The 14093-nt window shown below is 72.3% G+C and carries 19 protein-coding genes; 7 read left to right on the forward strand and 12 right to left on the reverse strand.

Annotated features, from left to right (window positions below; all coding sequences use genetic code 11):
• The first annotated feature begins 44 nt into the window (after window positions 1–44).
• The 5 genes from ACZ4RZ_RS20575 to ACZ4RZ_RS20595 all read left to right on the forward strand — a co-directional run bounded on the left by ACZ4RZ_RS20575 (window position 45) and on the right by ACZ4RZ_RS20595 (window position 1651).
• Window positions 45–251, forward strand: coding sequence for a hypothetical protein (locus ACZ4RZ_RS20575; RefSeq protein ID WP_467746392.1), 207 nt, complete (start codon window positions 45–47; stop codon window positions 249–251).
• A 5-nt stretch (window positions 252–256) separates the two neighbouring features.
• Window positions 257–595 carry an ArsR/SmtB family transcription factor gene (locus ACZ4RZ_RS20580; protein ID WP_467746394.1) on the forward strand — a complete coding sequence of 113 codons (339 nt, stop codon included), beginning with the start codon at window positions 257–259 and terminating at the stop codon, window positions 593–595.
• Window positions 595–1062: an ATP-binding protein gene (locus tag ACZ4RZ_RS20585; protein WP_467746396.1), complete on the forward strand. Its 468-nt coding sequence runs from the start codon at window positions 595–597 to the stop codon at window positions 1060–1062. The genes ACZ4RZ_RS20580 and ACZ4RZ_RS20585 overlap by 1 nt, the downstream gene beginning before the upstream one ends.
• A 39-nt stretch (window positions 1063–1101) precedes the next feature.
• Window positions 1102–1281: a DUF6126 family protein gene (locus ACZ4RZ_RS20590; RefSeq protein WP_467746398.1), complete on the forward strand. Its 180-nt coding sequence runs from the start codon at window positions 1102–1104 to the stop codon at window positions 1279–1281.
• An 88-nt stretch (window positions 1282–1369) separates the two neighbouring features.
• Complete coding sequence (locus ACZ4RZ_RS20595; RefSeq protein WP_467746400.1) at window positions 1370–1651, forward strand: hypothetical protein; 282 nt, start codon at window positions 1370–1372, stop codon at window positions 1649–1651.
• Window positions 1652–1655: 4 nt separating this feature from the next.
• On the opposite strand, the gene ACZ4RZ_RS20600 is transcribed toward ACZ4RZ_RS20595, so the two are convergent.
• The 7 genes from ACZ4RZ_RS20600 to ACZ4RZ_RS20630 form a co-directional block, all read right to left on the reverse strand.
• The gene (locus tag ACZ4RZ_RS20600) at window positions 1656–3134 is read right to left on the reverse strand and encodes a hydrogenase large subunit (protein ID WP_467746402.1); all 1479 of its coding nucleotides are present in this window, start codon (window positions 3132–3134) and stop codon (window positions 1656–1658) included.
• A 3-nt stretch (window positions 3135–3137) separates the two neighbouring features.
• Window positions 3138–4601, reverse strand: coding sequence for a proton-conducting transporter transmembrane domain-containing protein (locus ACZ4RZ_RS20605; protein WP_467746404.1), 1464 nt, complete (start codon window positions 4599–4601; stop codon window positions 3138–3140).
• Window positions 4602–4807: 206 nt separating this feature from the next.
• A complete protein-coding gene (locus tag ACZ4RZ_RS20610; protein WP_467746406.1) occupies window positions 4808–5518 on the reverse strand; it encodes a hypothetical protein in 711 nt (236 codons plus the stop codon).
• Window positions 5518–6471 (reverse strand): respiratory chain complex I subunit 1 family protein, encoded by a 954-nt coding sequence (locus ACZ4RZ_RS20615; protein WP_467746408.1) that lies wholly within the window; start codon window positions 6469–6471, stop codon window positions 5518–5520. Before ACZ4RZ_RS20615 ends, ACZ4RZ_RS20610 begins: the two co-directional genes overlap by 1 nt.
• Window positions 6468–8504: a proton-conducting transporter transmembrane domain-containing protein gene (locus tag ACZ4RZ_RS20620; protein ID WP_467746410.1), complete on the reverse strand. Its 2037-nt coding sequence runs from the start codon at window positions 8502–8504 to the stop codon at window positions 6468–6470. Before ACZ4RZ_RS20620 ends, ACZ4RZ_RS20615 begins: the two co-directional genes overlap by 4 nt.
• Window positions 8501–9025: an NADH-quinone oxidoreductase subunit B family protein gene (locus ACZ4RZ_RS20625; protein WP_467746412.1), complete on the reverse strand. Its 525-nt coding sequence runs from the start codon at window positions 9023–9025 to the stop codon at window positions 8501–8503. The genes ACZ4RZ_RS20620 and ACZ4RZ_RS20625 overlap by 4 nt, the downstream gene beginning before the upstream one ends.
• A gap of 107 nt (window positions 9026–9132) precedes the next feature.
• A complete protein-coding gene (locus tag ACZ4RZ_RS20630; protein WP_336542276.1) occupies window positions 9133–9483 on the reverse strand; it encodes an ArsR/SmtB family transcription factor in 351 nt (116 codons plus the stop codon).
• Window positions 9484–9698: 215 nt separating this feature from the next.
• On the opposite strand from ACZ4RZ_RS20630, the gene ACZ4RZ_RS20635 reads away from it, so the two are divergent.
• Window positions 9699–9884: a hypothetical protein gene (locus ACZ4RZ_RS20635; RefSeq protein ID WP_467746414.1), complete on the forward strand. Its 186-nt coding sequence runs from the start codon at window positions 9699–9701 to the stop codon at window positions 9882–9884.
• 32 nt (window positions 9885–9916) lie between these two features.
• Window positions 9917–10711, forward strand: a complete 795-nt coding sequence (locus ACZ4RZ_RS20640) for a 2-phosphosulfolactate phosphatase (RefSeq protein WP_467746416.1) — start codon at window positions 9917–9919, stop codon at window positions 10709–10711.
• Between the two features lie 11 nt (window positions 10712–10722).
• Here the strand turns inward: ACZ4RZ_RS20640 and ACZ4RZ_RS20645 are convergent, their stop codons facing one another.
• From ACZ4RZ_RS20645 to ACZ4RZ_RS20665, 5 genes are read right to left on the reverse strand one after another with little or no spacing between them, the layout of a single operon-like run.
• Entirely contained in the window at window positions 10723–11136 is a 414-nt protein-coding gene (locus ACZ4RZ_RS20645; RefSeq protein WP_467746418.1) for an STAS domain-containing protein, read from the reverse strand.
• A gap of 35 nt (window positions 11137–11171) precedes the next feature.
• Complete coding sequence (locus ACZ4RZ_RS20650) at window positions 11172–11597, reverse strand: ATP-binding protein (RefSeq protein ID WP_467746420.1); 426 nt, start codon at window positions 11595–11597, stop codon at window positions 11172–11174.
• The gene (locus ACZ4RZ_RS20655) at window positions 11597–12004 is read right to left on the reverse strand and encodes a pyridoxamine 5'-phosphate oxidase family protein (RefSeq protein WP_467746422.1); all 408 of its coding nucleotides are present in this window, start codon (window positions 12002–12004) and stop codon (window positions 11597–11599) included. The genes ACZ4RZ_RS20650 and ACZ4RZ_RS20655 overlap by 1 nt, the downstream gene beginning before the upstream one ends.
• Entirely contained in the window at window positions 12001–13734 is a 1734-nt protein-coding gene (locus ACZ4RZ_RS20660) for a SulP family inorganic anion transporter (protein ID WP_467746424.1), read from the reverse strand. The genes ACZ4RZ_RS20655 and ACZ4RZ_RS20660 overlap by 4 nt, the downstream gene beginning before the upstream one ends.
• Window positions 13731–14072 carry an ArsR/SmtB family transcription factor gene (locus ACZ4RZ_RS20665; protein WP_467746426.1) on the reverse strand — a complete coding sequence of 114 codons (342 nt, stop codon included), beginning with the start codon at window positions 14070–14072 and terminating at the stop codon, window positions 13731–13733. Before ACZ4RZ_RS20665 ends, ACZ4RZ_RS20660 begins: the two co-directional genes overlap by 4 nt.
• Window positions 14073–14093 lie beyond the last annotated feature (21 nt).

A 14093-nucleotide genomic window follows, 5' to 3' on the forward strand; every position in this document is an offset into this window, starting at 1 on the left:
ACAATTGAAGAGTTCTTCAATTGGTTAGTTGCGCTGGTCAATAGATGATCCAGGGTGCGGAGGTCGGGGTGGGCGCAGCCGTCGAGGCACTGCTGGCGCGGGTGCGGGCGGCCCGGGCCGGGCTGGCGGCCGCTGTGGCGGACGAGGACGCGTATGCCGTGGCGGTGGCGCAGGACGAGCTGGACGACGCGGTGCGGCTGGCCCGCGGGTACGGGCTCGACGTCGAGGCCGCAGGGGCGGACGAGGAGTGATCGGCATGCCGGTTCCGCTGTATGAGGCGAAGGCGGAGTTCTTCCGGATGCTCGGGCATCCGGTGCGGATAAGAGTGCTGGAGCTGCTGCAGGACGGGGCGCTGCCGGTGCGTGACCTGCTGGCCGCTATCGAGGTCGAGCCGTCGAACCTGTCGCAGCAGCTGGCGGTGCTGCGCCGCTCCGGGATCGTCACCGCCACCCGGACCGGTTCCACCGTGGTGTACGAGCTGGCGGGCGGGGACGTGGCCGAGCTGCTGGCCGCGGCGCGCCGAATCCTGTCGGTTCTGGCGGCGGGCCGTCAGGAGCTGCTGGAGGAGCTGCGTGCTGCGGAGTCGGCGCGGTGATGCGCGGACATGCGTTCCGCCCGTGGCGCCGGGGTCGGCCCGCGGCAGCGATGGAGTACGTGCCGTCGCCGGTGCGGCGCCACGTCGTCTCGGTGCCGGTCGGGCCGGATGCGGTGCGGCTGGCCCGTGAGGCGGTGGCCGGACGCTTCACTGAGGTCGGTGTCGCGCCGGGCTCCGCCTTCGCCGACGCGGTGCTGCTGGTGGTCAGCGAGCTGGTCACCAATGTGCTGCGGCACGCGCCGCAGTCCCCGGTCGCGGACGTGGGCATCGCGGGAGGCGCGGGGCAGCTGGTCGTCAGCGTCGCCGATGCCGGGTCACGTCTGCCCGACCTCGAACCGGGAGCGGTGGGGGCGGGACTGCAGCTGGTGGCCGAGCTGGCCGCCGAGTACGACGGCGACGTCAGTGCGGAACCGGCTCTCGACCACGACGGCAAGGTCGTCCTCGTCCGGTTCGGCATGCCGTCGTAAGAACAACGTGGCGATCACATGGAGCAGGGAGACAACGCGGTGACAGACCAGGCAGCCGACGGGCCCGCGGGCGAGCGGCGCGAACGTAAGGTCAAGGACAGGGAGTGGCGGATCGAGCGGGGTGTCGCGATCCGGGCAGGCTTCTACATCTTCGGCACCCATCTGTTCGCCGGATTCGTGTGGCTGCTCTTCTACCTGGGCGAGCACGCCCACAAGTAACCAGGAAGCCGTCAGGTCCAGGTGCCCACGAAGATGGCTGATCGGCCTCACATTGGGGCCGAACGACCTCTATGGGACCACCGTTCCGGTGGCGTTCGGACGGGCCGCGAAGCAGGCCGGGCTGGCGCTGGTAGCCGTGGTGCCCACGCTGAACCGGGTGCCTGCGCTGCTGCGGGAGCGGGACCGGCTGGCGGCCGGGGAGTTGCTGGTCGTCACGGGCGCCGCATGCCCCGTATCGGACCCCGCCGAGCTCGCCCGATACCTGACGATGCTCACGCCCTGGGTCGACACGGAGATGGACCACGTGGTGCGGATCCGGGCGGACATCGTGACCGGGTACCGGCTGGTGAGCGGCGAGACGGGCTCCTGACCGGTCAGAGGTCGTTGCCCGCGTAGGAGAGATTGAAGCTCTTGTTGGTCAGCGGGAAGTCCGGGACGATCGTGTCGTTCAGGGCGACCGGCAGCGCGGGCCAGTTGAAGAAGGACGGGTCGACCGGCTTGACCCGCGTCAGGGTGCCGTCGGCGGCGAGCTCGACGCGGGTGGTGATGGTGCCCCGCCAGCCCTCGACGATGCCCACGCCGCTCCGAGGACTTGCCGCAGCAGCGGGCGAAGGTCCCAGAACCGCGCCAGAGGTGACGCACTTGCTCAGCTCCCGGATCAGCGCCAGGGAGGCGTCGATTTCCTCGGCGCGGACCAGGAAGCGGGCCAGGACGTCGCCGCTGGGGTGCACGGGAACGTGTGCGGGGCGCCCGTGCGGGGTGAAGGGGTGGGCGATCCGGGCGTCCGAGGACAGGCCGCTGGCGCGGGCGACGTAGCCCAGGCAGCCGATGTCGCGGGCGGCCTGGGTGCGCAGGATCGCCGTGCCGGTGAAGCGGTCGTGGACGGTGGAGTGGCCGAGCGCCAGCCGCACGATCTCACGGATGTCCTCGCCGATGGCCTCCAACTGGGCGTGGCTGGGCAGAGTACGCAGCGCGCTGCCGCCGGGGACCACGCCACCGCGCAGCAGTCGGTGTCCGGTCACCGCGTTGTTGAGGCGCAGGAGTTGTTCACGGACGCGCTGGGCCTGGGCGTTGAGGATGCCGTGGCCGACGTCATTGCAGAGCATGCCGAGGTCGGCGACGTGATTGTGGAGGCGTTCGAGTTCGAGGAGCAGGGCGCGGGCGCACTGGGCCTGTTCGGGGACGGCCGTGCCGGTGGCCTCCTCGACGGCCAGGCAGTAGGCGAGGCCGTGGCCGACTGCGGTGTCGCCGCTGATGCGTTCGGCGAGCGGGAGCCCGGCTGCGACGCTGCGGCCTTGGAAGAGCTTCTCGATGCCCTTGTGGACGAACCAGAGGCGGGCCTTGAGTTTGAGGATGGTCTCGCCGACGACGGAGAAGCGGAAGTGGCCGGGTTCGATGAGCCCGGCATGGACGGGGCCAACGGGGATTTCGTAGACGCCGTCGCCGGTGACTTCCAGGAACGGGTAGGGCCCTTCCTGCTCGCCGAAGGCGGGCGGCTCCCCGGCGTCGGGGTGCATCGGGTACCAGCCCTTGGGCCAGTGGAAGTGCCGTACCAGGCGGCGGGGCAGCGGGTGGTCGAGGGGCACGATGCCGTGCAGGTCGTGCATCTCGCGTTCGAACCGGCCGGCGGGGAAGGAGAGATGTGCCAGGCTGGGCACCTCGGGCCGGGTCGGGTCGAAGCGTACGTGGAGCTCGATGCGAGTGTCGGGCGGCCCGGAGACGAAGAGGTACACGAGGCGTACGGCGTCCGCGTCGTGGTGGGCGGCGACCATCGCCAGGCGGTGTCCGTCGTGCAGCAGCGCCTCGGCACGCTCGGGGAGTTCGGCGGCGTGGACCTCGTGCAGTGTGCGCATCAGTCAGGGCCTTTCGAGGACGGCGGCGGCCTGGGTGAGCAGGCCGCCCAGCGGGCCGGCGGCAAGGCCGAGGGCGGCGCAGGCCGTCAGGCCCACGGCGAGGGGCCACAGAGCGGAGGGGCTTTCGCCGGTCGGCTCCTCGGGGCCGAGCAGCATCCGCGCGGTGCGGGTGGCCAGCGCGGCGAAGGCGATCAGGACGAGCAGCAGGGCTGCGGCCGTTGCCCAGCCCAGTCCCGCTCCGGCGGCGAATCCGGCGCGGGCGATGCCCAGTTCGGAGGCGAAGAGGCTGAACGGCGGGAAGCCCAGCAGCGCGACGACCGCGAGCCCGAACAGCGCGCCCAGCCAGGGCGATTGGGCCAGCACCCCGCGCACCCGTCCGATCTTCGTCGTACCCCGCAGGTGCAGGATCTGCCCGGAGGCGCAGAATGCGGTGGCCTTGGCAAGCCCGTGTCCAGCGATGTGCAGCAGCGCGGCAGCCAGGGCGAGCGGGCTGTTGATGGCCGCGGCCAGGGCGATCAGGCTCATGTGCTCCATGCTGGAGTAGGCGAGCATCCGCTTGTAGTCGCGCTGGGCCAGCAGCAGGCCGGCCGCGAGGGTGAGGGTGAGCAGGGCGATTCCGGCTAGCAGGACGCGGGTGAAGTCCGGGCCGAGGGCGGCGTCCGCGATGACCCGGTAGCGCAGGATCGCGGCGAAGGCGACGGACAGCAGGACGCCGGACATCAGCGCGGAGACCGGTGCGGGGGCCTGACTGTGGGCGTCGGGTAGCCAGGCGTGCAGCGGAACGAGGCCCGCCTTGGCGCCGTAGCCGAGGACGATGAGGGTGATGCCGAGCCGGGTGACCGCCGGGTCGAGGCGGTGGGCGCGGGCGAGCAGGGTCGGCCAGTCCAGCGCCCACGCCTCGGAGATGCCGGCCTGCCGGGCGGCGTAATAGATCAGCACCGTGCCGAGGAAGGCCAGCGCGATCCCGGCCGAGCAGATCACCACGTACTTCCAGGCTGCCTCCACCGAGGCGCGGGTGTAGCGGTGGCCGACCAGGAACGCGGTGACGATGGTCGTCGCCTCGATCGCCACCCACAGCACGCCGAGGTTCGCGGTCACCACGGCCAGGCACATCGCGGCCAAGAAGGCGTGCACGAGGGCGTGGTAGCGCCACACCGTGCGGCCCGTCGCCCGCCCGGCGGCCCGCTCGCTCGCCAGGTAGGCGGGCGCCGAGGCGCAGGCGATCAGCGCGACGGTGCCGACGACCAGCAGCATCCAGGCGGTCAGCGCGTCTGCGCGCAACAGGCCGGAGAACGCGGACACCGATCCGCGCCCGACGTCGGCGGCCAGGAGCGCGCCGCAGGCCAGGATCACCGCCGGAGAAGTCAGTGAGGCCCAGCCGGCTGGATGGCGTCCACGCGCCTCGGGAGCGACAACCGGCCCACCGGGCGCGGTGGAGTCTCCTGCTTCCCCCCTGTTGTCTGTCACACTCGCGGCCCCTCGCGCGGTTCCGCGAGAGGCGCCAGCGGCAGCTTTCGCCACAAGCGGTGGACGACCGTCCTTCTCCTGCCTGCCCGCCAGCACCGCACGAGGAGTTCCGCGTGTGACGAGTCCGGTGAGGGTGTACCCGGCCGCCACGGCCAGGGGAGCGGCGACGGGCGCGGTGAGCAGGAGCGCGGTCGGTGCGGCGTTCATCAGTCGTGCAGCTCCCGCAGGTCGTCGATGTCGGTGGTGCCGAACGCCTCCCGCACCCGCACCGTGAGCAGTTGCAGGACCAGGACGGCGAGCAGCACGTCGAAGGAGACGCCGAGTTCGACGATCAGCGGCACCCCGGAGGCGGCCAGGAAGGCGGTCGCGGTGATGCCGTTGTCGAGCAGCAGGAAGCCGACCACCTGGGCCAGTGCGCGGCGCCGGGTCACCAGGACGAAGAAACCGATCAGGACCACCGCGAGACCGACCGGCAGCGCGCGGGTGGCGGGCGTGGGGTCCAGTTCGACCAGGGGGCGGGCGACGGCGTAGGCGAGCAGGGTGAGGGCAGCGGCGGTCAGCAGTGACGCGGCCACGTTCACCAGCGGCTCTGTCTCGCGCACCTCCTCGCTGTGCGTGTACGCCCGTGCCCCGTCCTGGTCCCGGGCCCGATCGGCGACAAGTGCGTCCAGAGCTCGGCGGATCAGGTACGGCAGCAGGCCGGCCCGCAGTGCGCCGATCCCGGCGGCCACCACGATCAGGTCCCAGCGGTCCTCGTGCAGCCCGAGCAGCAGAGCGATGGCGGCGAGGGCGAGTCCCTGCAGGGCGAAGAGCCGTACGAGCGCGGCAAGTTCGCGCCTCCACAGCACGACCACGGCGGCCAGCAGGAACGCCCCGCAGGCCAGATCGAGAAGCTGGATGAACAGGCTGTCACTCATCACTCACCGCCCAGGAAGTACGAAGCGGCCACCGCGAGCAGCGCCAACAGGAAGGATCCCGCGAGGAGTTCGGGCACGCGGAACAGCCGCAGCTTGGCCCAGAACACCTCGGCCGCCGCGAGTGCCATGCCCAGGGCCGCCACTTTCAGCACCACCAGGAGCAGGGCGAGCAGTACGGCGGTGAGCGAGGCGCCGGTGGCGATCCCCCATGGGGCGAACAGCGAGGCCAGCAGCCCCAGCAGCACGGTCAGCCGCAGCTGCGCGCCGAACTCGACCAGGGCCAGGTCCGGTCCGGCGTATTCGAGCACCATGGCCTCGTGGACCATGGTCAGCTCCAGGTGGGTGGAGGGGTTGTCCACGGGCAGCCGCCCGCTCTCGGCCAGTACCGCGACCGCGAGCGCGGCAATCGCCAGCAGTCCCGCAGGGGAGGTCAGCCGGGCCGGCTGGTCCGCCGCTCCCACGACGATGACGGGCAGGTTGGTCGACCCGGCCGGTATCGACAGCGCGAACACCGCCATCAGGATGGTCGGCTCCACCAGCGCGGCAATCGTCATCTCCCGGGAGGCGCCCATGCCTCCGAACGCGGTGCCGGTGTCCAGGCCCGCGAGCGCCAGCGCCAGCGTGCCCAGTGCCAGCAGGGCCACCACCACAATGAGATCGGCCCGCCCACGCACCGGCGTGTCCGTGGAGATCAACGGCACCAGCACGGCCAGCACCAGCGAGGTGGCGACCAGCAGCGGCGGCGCCCACCGGAAGGCGGGCCCCGTGCCGATGGGGGTGATCGGTTCCTTGCGCAGCAGCTTGCGTACGTCTCGCCAGGGCTGGAGCACCCCGGCGCCGGCCCGGCCCTCCAGGCGGGCCCGGGTCTGCCGCATCAGACCGGTCAGCAGGGGCGCGCCGGCCACCACCGCGCCCACCTGGAGGACGATTGCCGTGTATCCGACCGTGTTCACCAGCCCACCACCAGCACGACCAGCAGAGTGACCAACCCGAAGAAGCCGTAGCCGAGATAGGCGTGCACGCTGCCGCCCGCCAGCCGCCGCGCCGACTGCCCGGCGGCGGCCAGGATGTCGAGCACAGGCCGGTACAAGCGGTGCTCGATACGGTCGGGCACCCGGTTGCGGAACTTCACCCGCTCGACCAGATATGCCGACTCGCGCACCGGCGTGACGTCCACGTCCTGCTCAGGGGCGAGCACGTCGTCGAAGACCCGCTGCAGCGGTTCGGCGAACGAGGTGGCCGTATAGGCCATGCGCGGGGTCGGCGCCCCGCCCCCGCAGTCCCACAGCCTCGCCTGCGTACGCCGCTGTCGGCGACGCGCAGCCCAGCTCGCCGTCGCCGTGACCACGGCCAGCGCCACCGTCAGCGCCGCGACCACCCACAGCGGGGACAGCGAGGCGGAAACCTCGGCCAGGCGCACCCGCAGCCCGCCGCCCGATACCGGGCGCGTCCCGGCGAACCCGGCCGCTGCCACCGCGCGCTCCAGGCCGTCGCCCAGCAGCCCCGGCACCAGGGCCAGCGCCGCGCACAGGGCCACGAGCAGCCCCATCCCGGCCAGCATCAGCGGGGGCGACTCCTTGGCCGCCGCGGCCGGTTCACCGCGCGGTCGGGCGAAGAAGCCCACGCCGAGCGCCTTGACGAACACCGCCGCCGCAAGCCCCGCCGACAGCGCGATCACCGCGACCGCGAGCGGCAGCACGATCGCCGTGGTCACCCCGGGCACGGCCAGCCCGTGGATCATCGACTGCAGCAGCAGCCACTCGCTGATGAACCCGTTGCCGGGCGGCAGCGCCACTGCGCCCAGCGCGCCGACCGTGAACAGCCCGGCCGTGACCGGCATCCGGGCCCGCAGACCGCCCAGCAGATCCAGGTTCCGCACCCCGGTGGCCCGCAGTACCGAGCCCGCCGCACCGAACAGCAGGGCCTTGAACGCCGCGTGGTTGACCACGTGCAGCAGCGCGGCCGCCAGCGCCAGGCCGGCCAGCGCGTCGTTCCCGGCGTGGGCGAACAGCCCGGCCGCGCCCACGCCGAGCACGATGAGCCCCATGTTCTCGGATGTCGAGTAGGCCAGCAGCCGCTTGAGGTCCGAGGCCATCGCGGCCTGCAGGATCCCGTACACCGCCGAGAGCCCGCCCATGGCCATCACCAGCAGCCACCACCAGGCAGGTCCCCCGCCCAGCAGATCGAACCCGACGCGTACGAGGCCGTAGACACCGAGATTGACCATGGCCGCGCTCATCAACGCCGAGACCGCGCTGGGCGCTTCGGGATGCGCGCGCGGCAGCCAGGCGTGCAGCGGCACCAGGCCCGCCTTGGACGTGAACGCCACCGCCGTCAGCACGAAGACGAGCCCGCGCACCGTCGGCGACATCCCCGCGGTGCCGACGCGCAGGGCGGCGAAGGTCTCTCCTGCGGCCTGAGCGGCGTACACCATCAAACCCGCAAGGAGCAGGACGAGTCCGAGGTGGGTCATCACCGCGTACCAGACGGCCGCCTCCCGTACGGCGGGCCGGGCGCGGTGCTCGGCCAGGACGAGGAGCAGCGAGGTGAGCGCCATCAGCTCCCACAGCAGCAGGAACGTCGACACCGAGGCCGCCGCGGGCACCAGCAGCAGGGTCAGCGCGAACAGCGGCAGGACCGCCTGAGCGCCGCGCGAGCCGAGGCCGTGCGGGCCGTGCCCGGTCACGTAGCCGACGCCGTAGACCGCCACCGCCGCCACCACGGCGCCGGCCACCGCCATGAACAGTCCGGACAACGCGTCCACGGCCAGATGCGTCCCGGCCAGCGGGAGCAGCCCGGGAATCCGGGCCGCCCAGCGGCTTCCTCCCAGTGCAGCCACACCCGCCGTGCCACCGGCCACCCCCACACCTGCCGTCAGCACGCCCACTGCCCAGCCGCGCACCCGCTGCGGCAGGACCAGCCCGGCCGGTGCGCCCGCCACGCCCAGCGCGGTGGCCGTCGCGAGGGCGGCCGGAATCAGGCTCACCGTCCGGTCACTCTCCTCAGCGCCGCGACGATGTCACCCGGCTCCGGCGGGCACCCGGGCACCGCCAGATCCACCGGCACGATGTCGGAGACGGCGCCCTCGACGCCGTACCCGCCCGCGAACTCCCCGCAGTTGATCGCGCAGTCGCCGACCCCGACCACCAGGCGCGGTTCGGGCATCGCGGCGACCGTGCGCCGCAACGGCTCGGCCATGTTGCGCGTCACCGGCCCGGTCACCAGCGCCACGTCCGCGTGCCGGGGCGAGGCCACCAGCCGGGCGCCGTACCGCTCGGCGTCATAGACTGGGTTGAAGGCTGCGGCGATCTCGATCTCGCAGCCGTTGCAGGAGCCCGCATCCACGCAGCGCACCTGCACCGAGCCACCGAACTCCTTGGCTGCGAGCGGCTGTTCGCCCTCCGGCCTGGGCGGGGCAGGCTCGGCCACCCGGCCGGTGTCCCGGATCTTGCGCAGCAGGCCCATGAACCCTCCTGGCTCGGTGAGGTCCTGTCCGCGGGTGTCCAACAGGCCACCTGCGACCGGAGTTACATCACTCGGGGTGAAGCGGCCGCCTCCCGGTACCTCAGAGCGCTGTCAACTCTGTGGAGGCGGCCGCCGTTTGAGGGCCGCCGCTACGACGGCGGTTTCGCCTGCGTCTGGGCAGCCTGCAGATCGGCGAGCAGTTCGGCCTGTCCGGCGAGCACGCCGGACAGGATGGTGCGGGCGACCCTGAGCAGTTCGGCGATGTGCGGGCTGGTCAGCGAGTAGTACACGGTGGACCCCTCCTTGCGGGTCACCACCAGGTTCGCCCGGCGCAGCACCGCCAGCTGCTGGGACAGGTGGGCCGGTTCGATTCCCACCTCGGGCAGCATCTCCGCCACCGCGTGCTCGCGCTCGCTCAGCAGCTCCAGGACCCGGATGCGCGCCGGGTGGCCGAGCGTCTTGAAGAACTCGGCCTTCAGTTGGTACAGCGGCGTGCTCATCGTGCCGTCCCCTCCCTGGCAGAGCAGTACGGCCGTACCGGCCGGTCCTCGGCGCATGGCATCCACCCACTCGTCAAACACATGCGGCCCATCCTGGCGTGCGGCAGCGGCCACGCCGAATCCGCGCACGAGAACTGAGCCGCCCGAAATCAGCGGTGACGACCTCAACAATTGCTAAGATTAGCAACTCCATACGTGGTGTGAGGGAGGCTGGCGTGAGAATCATTCCGCTGCACGGCGCGGGCGTCGCCTGGTTCAAGTGCCCCGCGTGCCGCCTCAAGTGCCGGCCCACCGCCGTCGGCCCGGACGGACAGTGCCCGCGCTGCGGCGAGGCCCGCATGCTGAAACTGTCCTTCGGCGGCCGGACAGCCGCGCCCTCGTCGGACGGCGACCGAAGCTGACCCGCACACGGCACGCACGCAGGGAGTGGGCCATGGGTGACTGGGCCGTCCAGGGCGGCAGCGGGATCCGCTTCGAGTGGGGGCCTGCCGGTGCGGGCCGCCTCGCTGCGGAAGCCGCCTGTCTGGTCATCGTCGATGTGCTGTCCTTCACCACGGCGGTGAGCGTCGCCGTCCAGCAGGGCATCCGGGTCCTCCCGTTCTGGCTGCCCGGCAGTCCCGCCACCAGAGCCGAGCGGACTGCGGCGGAGAAGGCCGCCGCCGTCTACGCCCGGCAGTCGGGTGCGCGGCTGGCCGTCGCCCGCCACGCCGTCACGCCCGACAGTCCCTGGTCCCTCTCCCCGGCCCACCTGCGCCGCGCCCCGTTCGTTGCCCGTCTGGTGCTGCCGTCCCCGAACGGTGCGGCGATCGCGGCGGCCGCACCGCCGCGTACGCGGGTGGTCGCCGCCAGCCTGCGCAACATCACCGCGGTCGGCAGCTGGCTCACGGCCCGCGGCTACGGAACTCCCGAGCATCCGGTAGCCGTGATCGCCGCGGGCGAGCGATGGCCGGACGGCAGCCTGCGCCCCGCGCTTGAGGACCTGCTCGGCGCCGGTGGCCTGATCTGCGACCTGCACGCCCAGGGCGCGGGACAGCTGTCCGCCGAGGCGGCCGCCGCGAAAGCGGCCTACGAGGGCACCGCCGACCTCCCCCGCGCGGTCGCCGCGAGCGTCTCCGGCCGGGAGCTGACCGCGACGGGCTTCGCCGAGGACGTGGCCATCGCCACGGAGGAGGACATCAGCACCGTCGTACCCGTACGGGATCCCGACGGCGCCTTCGCGCCAGGCTGATCCCGCCGGGCTCACTCTCCCGCGTCGTCTCCGGCCGGCCACCCTGTGGTCCGCCACTCGTGGCGGCCCTCCGGCGGCTCGCCGGGCCGTGTGCTGTGCGCTGCGAGCGCGCCGGCCAGGTCGGCGTGCACGGGGATGGGCGGGCAGTCCCCACCGGGGACGAGGGACCCGTCGGCGGGGATCGCGGCCAGTTCCAGGCTGCGGCCCGCTTCGCCGAGACGCCGTGCGGCCTCGATGATCGCCAGTTGCCCCTCGGCCGACCAACTGCGCAGCTCGGTCAGGTCGACGACGACCGGACCGCTCCCGCGTCCCACCACCCAGCCGACGGCACCAGCGAAACGGTGAACGGCATCCGGGCCCAGGTATCCGGAGACGGACAGGATGCCGAGGTCCTGCTCGACGGTATAGCGCCACTCGATGGTCATGGTCGTCAACTTCCTTGCGCGGTCGGCCCGTTCGGTCAGAGTGGGAGGGTGATCCAGATGCTCTTCCCCTTGCCGTCGGCGTCGCCCCGGACCACCGCGGTGCCGCCCAGGCCGAGGGTGAGTTCCATGACCGTGGCCAGACCACCCGTTCCGGTGCCGGTGACCGCGCCGTACAGAGGCGGCTGGTAGGGGTGGCGGTCATGGACAGCGAAGGCCAGACAGTCCTCGCCTGCCGCATAGATGACGGTCACCTGCGGGGAGAGCACCGCCGCGTGCCGGACGCTGTTGGTGACCAGCTCGCTGAGGATCAGCAGGGCCGGGCCGACGGTGGGATGGCGCGGGTTCATGCCCCACTCGACCAGGGCCTGCTCGGCGGTCTCCCGGGCCATCCGGACGGCGGACGGCATCGCAGGCAACGTGAGCACATGTCGGTAGGGCAGGGCTTCGAGCCGGGTGCTCATCACGCCTCCGCGCGGGCGAGGCGGAATCCGCTCACGGTCTGGGGGTGCAGGCGCAGCAGGGTGTCGTGGGGCCCATGGGACCAGCCGGCGAGGGTGCGCTGGTAGTGGGCGGCCTCGTCGGGATCGGTGATCACATCGACCGACCCCGCGACGGTGACGCTCCAGCCGGCGCCGGTCGCCGCGCGGACCTCGTCCACGTGGTACGTCGCTGTCCGGGGAACCGCGGCGGCCGGGGCGGGCGTGCGCACCACCAGACGCCCGTACTCCCACGTGTGCCGGCCGGGCCGGATGACGGTCAGGTCCCGCTGCGTGTACACCAGCCGGCCCAGTGCGCTGCCCTCCAGCAGCCACAGTGCCTCGGCACCGGAGACCTCGACCATGCGCAGCGATGCGGGCTCAGTGCTCATCCGACGGTTTCCTCTGTTTCCTCGCTGATGGGCCGGGAGGTCTGGGCGGGCAGCGGCGGCATGACACCGGCGCACTCCAGGTAGGTGCGGGCGCCCCGGATCGCCTCGGGCGTGGTGGCGTACTCGCGTCCCTCCCGGCGCAGCAGCTCCAGTGCGCCGACCGAGTCCAGGACCTGGCGCTGGCCGGGGCGTATCCCGGACGTCATGACGACGATGCCGCGCCGGCCGAGCTTCTCCACCGCGTCCTTCAGGACGAGCGCGCCGGTGGCGTCGATGGTGGTGACCCGGGACATGCGCAGGATGACGACGCGCACGTCGGCGACCTCGGCCAGTTCCAGGAGGAAGCGGTGGGCGCCGGCGAAGAACAGCGGACCGTCGATGCGGTACGCCACGATGTGCTCGGCGAGCAGCGCGTGCTCCTCGGCACTGTGGTCACCGCGGTCAAGCGGGACATGGTCCAGCCGGGCCTGCTTGGCCACCGCACGCAGGGCGAGCGCACCCGCGACCACCAGGCCGATGATCACGGCGTAGACGAGGTCGAGCGCGAGGGTCGCGACGGCGGTGAGGACGAGGATCAGCGCGTCGGAGCGGGTGGCCCTGGCCATGGCCCGCAGCGAGCCGACCTCCACCATGCGGATCGCGGTGGCCAGCAGCACGCCCGCGAGCGCGGCGAGCGGGATCCTGGAGACGAGGGGCGCGGCCGCGAACACGATCACCGCGAGGATCACAGCGTGGGTGAGGGCCGCCAGCCGGGACCCGGCGCCGGTACGGACGTTGACCGCGGTCCGCGCGATCGCGCCGGTCGCGGGCACCCCACCGAACAGCGGGGCCGCGATGTTGGCCAGGCCTTGCCCGAACAACTCGCGGTCCGGGTCGTGCTTCTGGCCCACCGTCATGCCGTCGGCGACCGAGGCCGACAGCAGGGACTCCAGAGCGGCCAGCGCCGCCACCGCGACGGCCGGGGCGAGCAGCGAACCGAGCGCGCCCGGGTCGAGGAAGGCGAGGGACGGCGCGGGCAGGCCGGACGGCAGGTCCCCGATCGGCTTCGCCGCGTCCAGGCCGGCGACCTGCGCCACCACGGTGGCCGCGATCACCGCGAGGATGGAGAAGGGGATCATGGGCCGCCAACGGGCGCCGACGAGCATCACGGCGGCGACCGCCACGGCGAAGGACACGGCGGTCCAGTTCGGGGTCTTCGCGAACTCCTCCAGGGCGCGCCAGGTCACCACGAGAACACGGTCCCCCTCGGGCTTGGGCACCCCCAGGGCGTTCGGGATCTGCTGGAGACCGATCACGCAGGCGATGCCGAGAGTGAAGCCCTCGACGACCGGGGCAGGCACGTACTGCATGTACTTCCCGGATCTCAGCAGGGCGAGCGCGACAAGCATCACGCCTGCCATCAGCCCGACCGTGAGCACTCCGGACGGTCCGTATTCCGCGACGATCGGCACCAGCACCACCGTCATCGCGCCCGTCGGCCCCGACACCTGAAGATTCGAACCGCCGAACACCGCGGCGAGCGCGCCGGCGATGACCGCGGTCGCCAGCCCCGCCTCGGCGCCGAGGCCGGAGGAGACGCCGAAACCGAGCGCGAGCGGCAGCGCGACGATCGCCACCGTGAGGCCTGCCAGCAGGTCCCGGCGCGGGGCGCGGCGAATCTCCGCCACATCCGTACGGCCGGGCAGCAGCGCGGTGAGCCGGGGCCCGACCCGGCCAAGCGAGACTCTCATTGCGCGGCGACCTCGGCTTCCCGCAACTCGGCCAGCAGCTCGTTCTTCCCTGCCAGCATCTCGGTCAGGATCCGGCGAGCGGCCCCCATCAGGTCGGCGACGTCCCCGCTGGCGAGCGCGTACACCACGGTCGAGCCCTCGCGCTGGGAGCTGACGATGCCCGAGCGGCGCAATACCGCCAGCTGCTGCGACAGGCTGGAGGGCTCCACCTCGATCTCGGCCAGCAGATCACGTACCGGCATCGGCCCGTCCTGCAGCAGCTCCAGCACCCGTATCCGTACGGGATGCCCCAGCATCCGGAAGAACTCGGCCTTGGCCTGGTACAGCGGAACGGACACAACCCCTCGGCTTCCCCGACA

Source organism: Streptomyces sp. NPDC027189 (genome assembly GCF_055566975.1).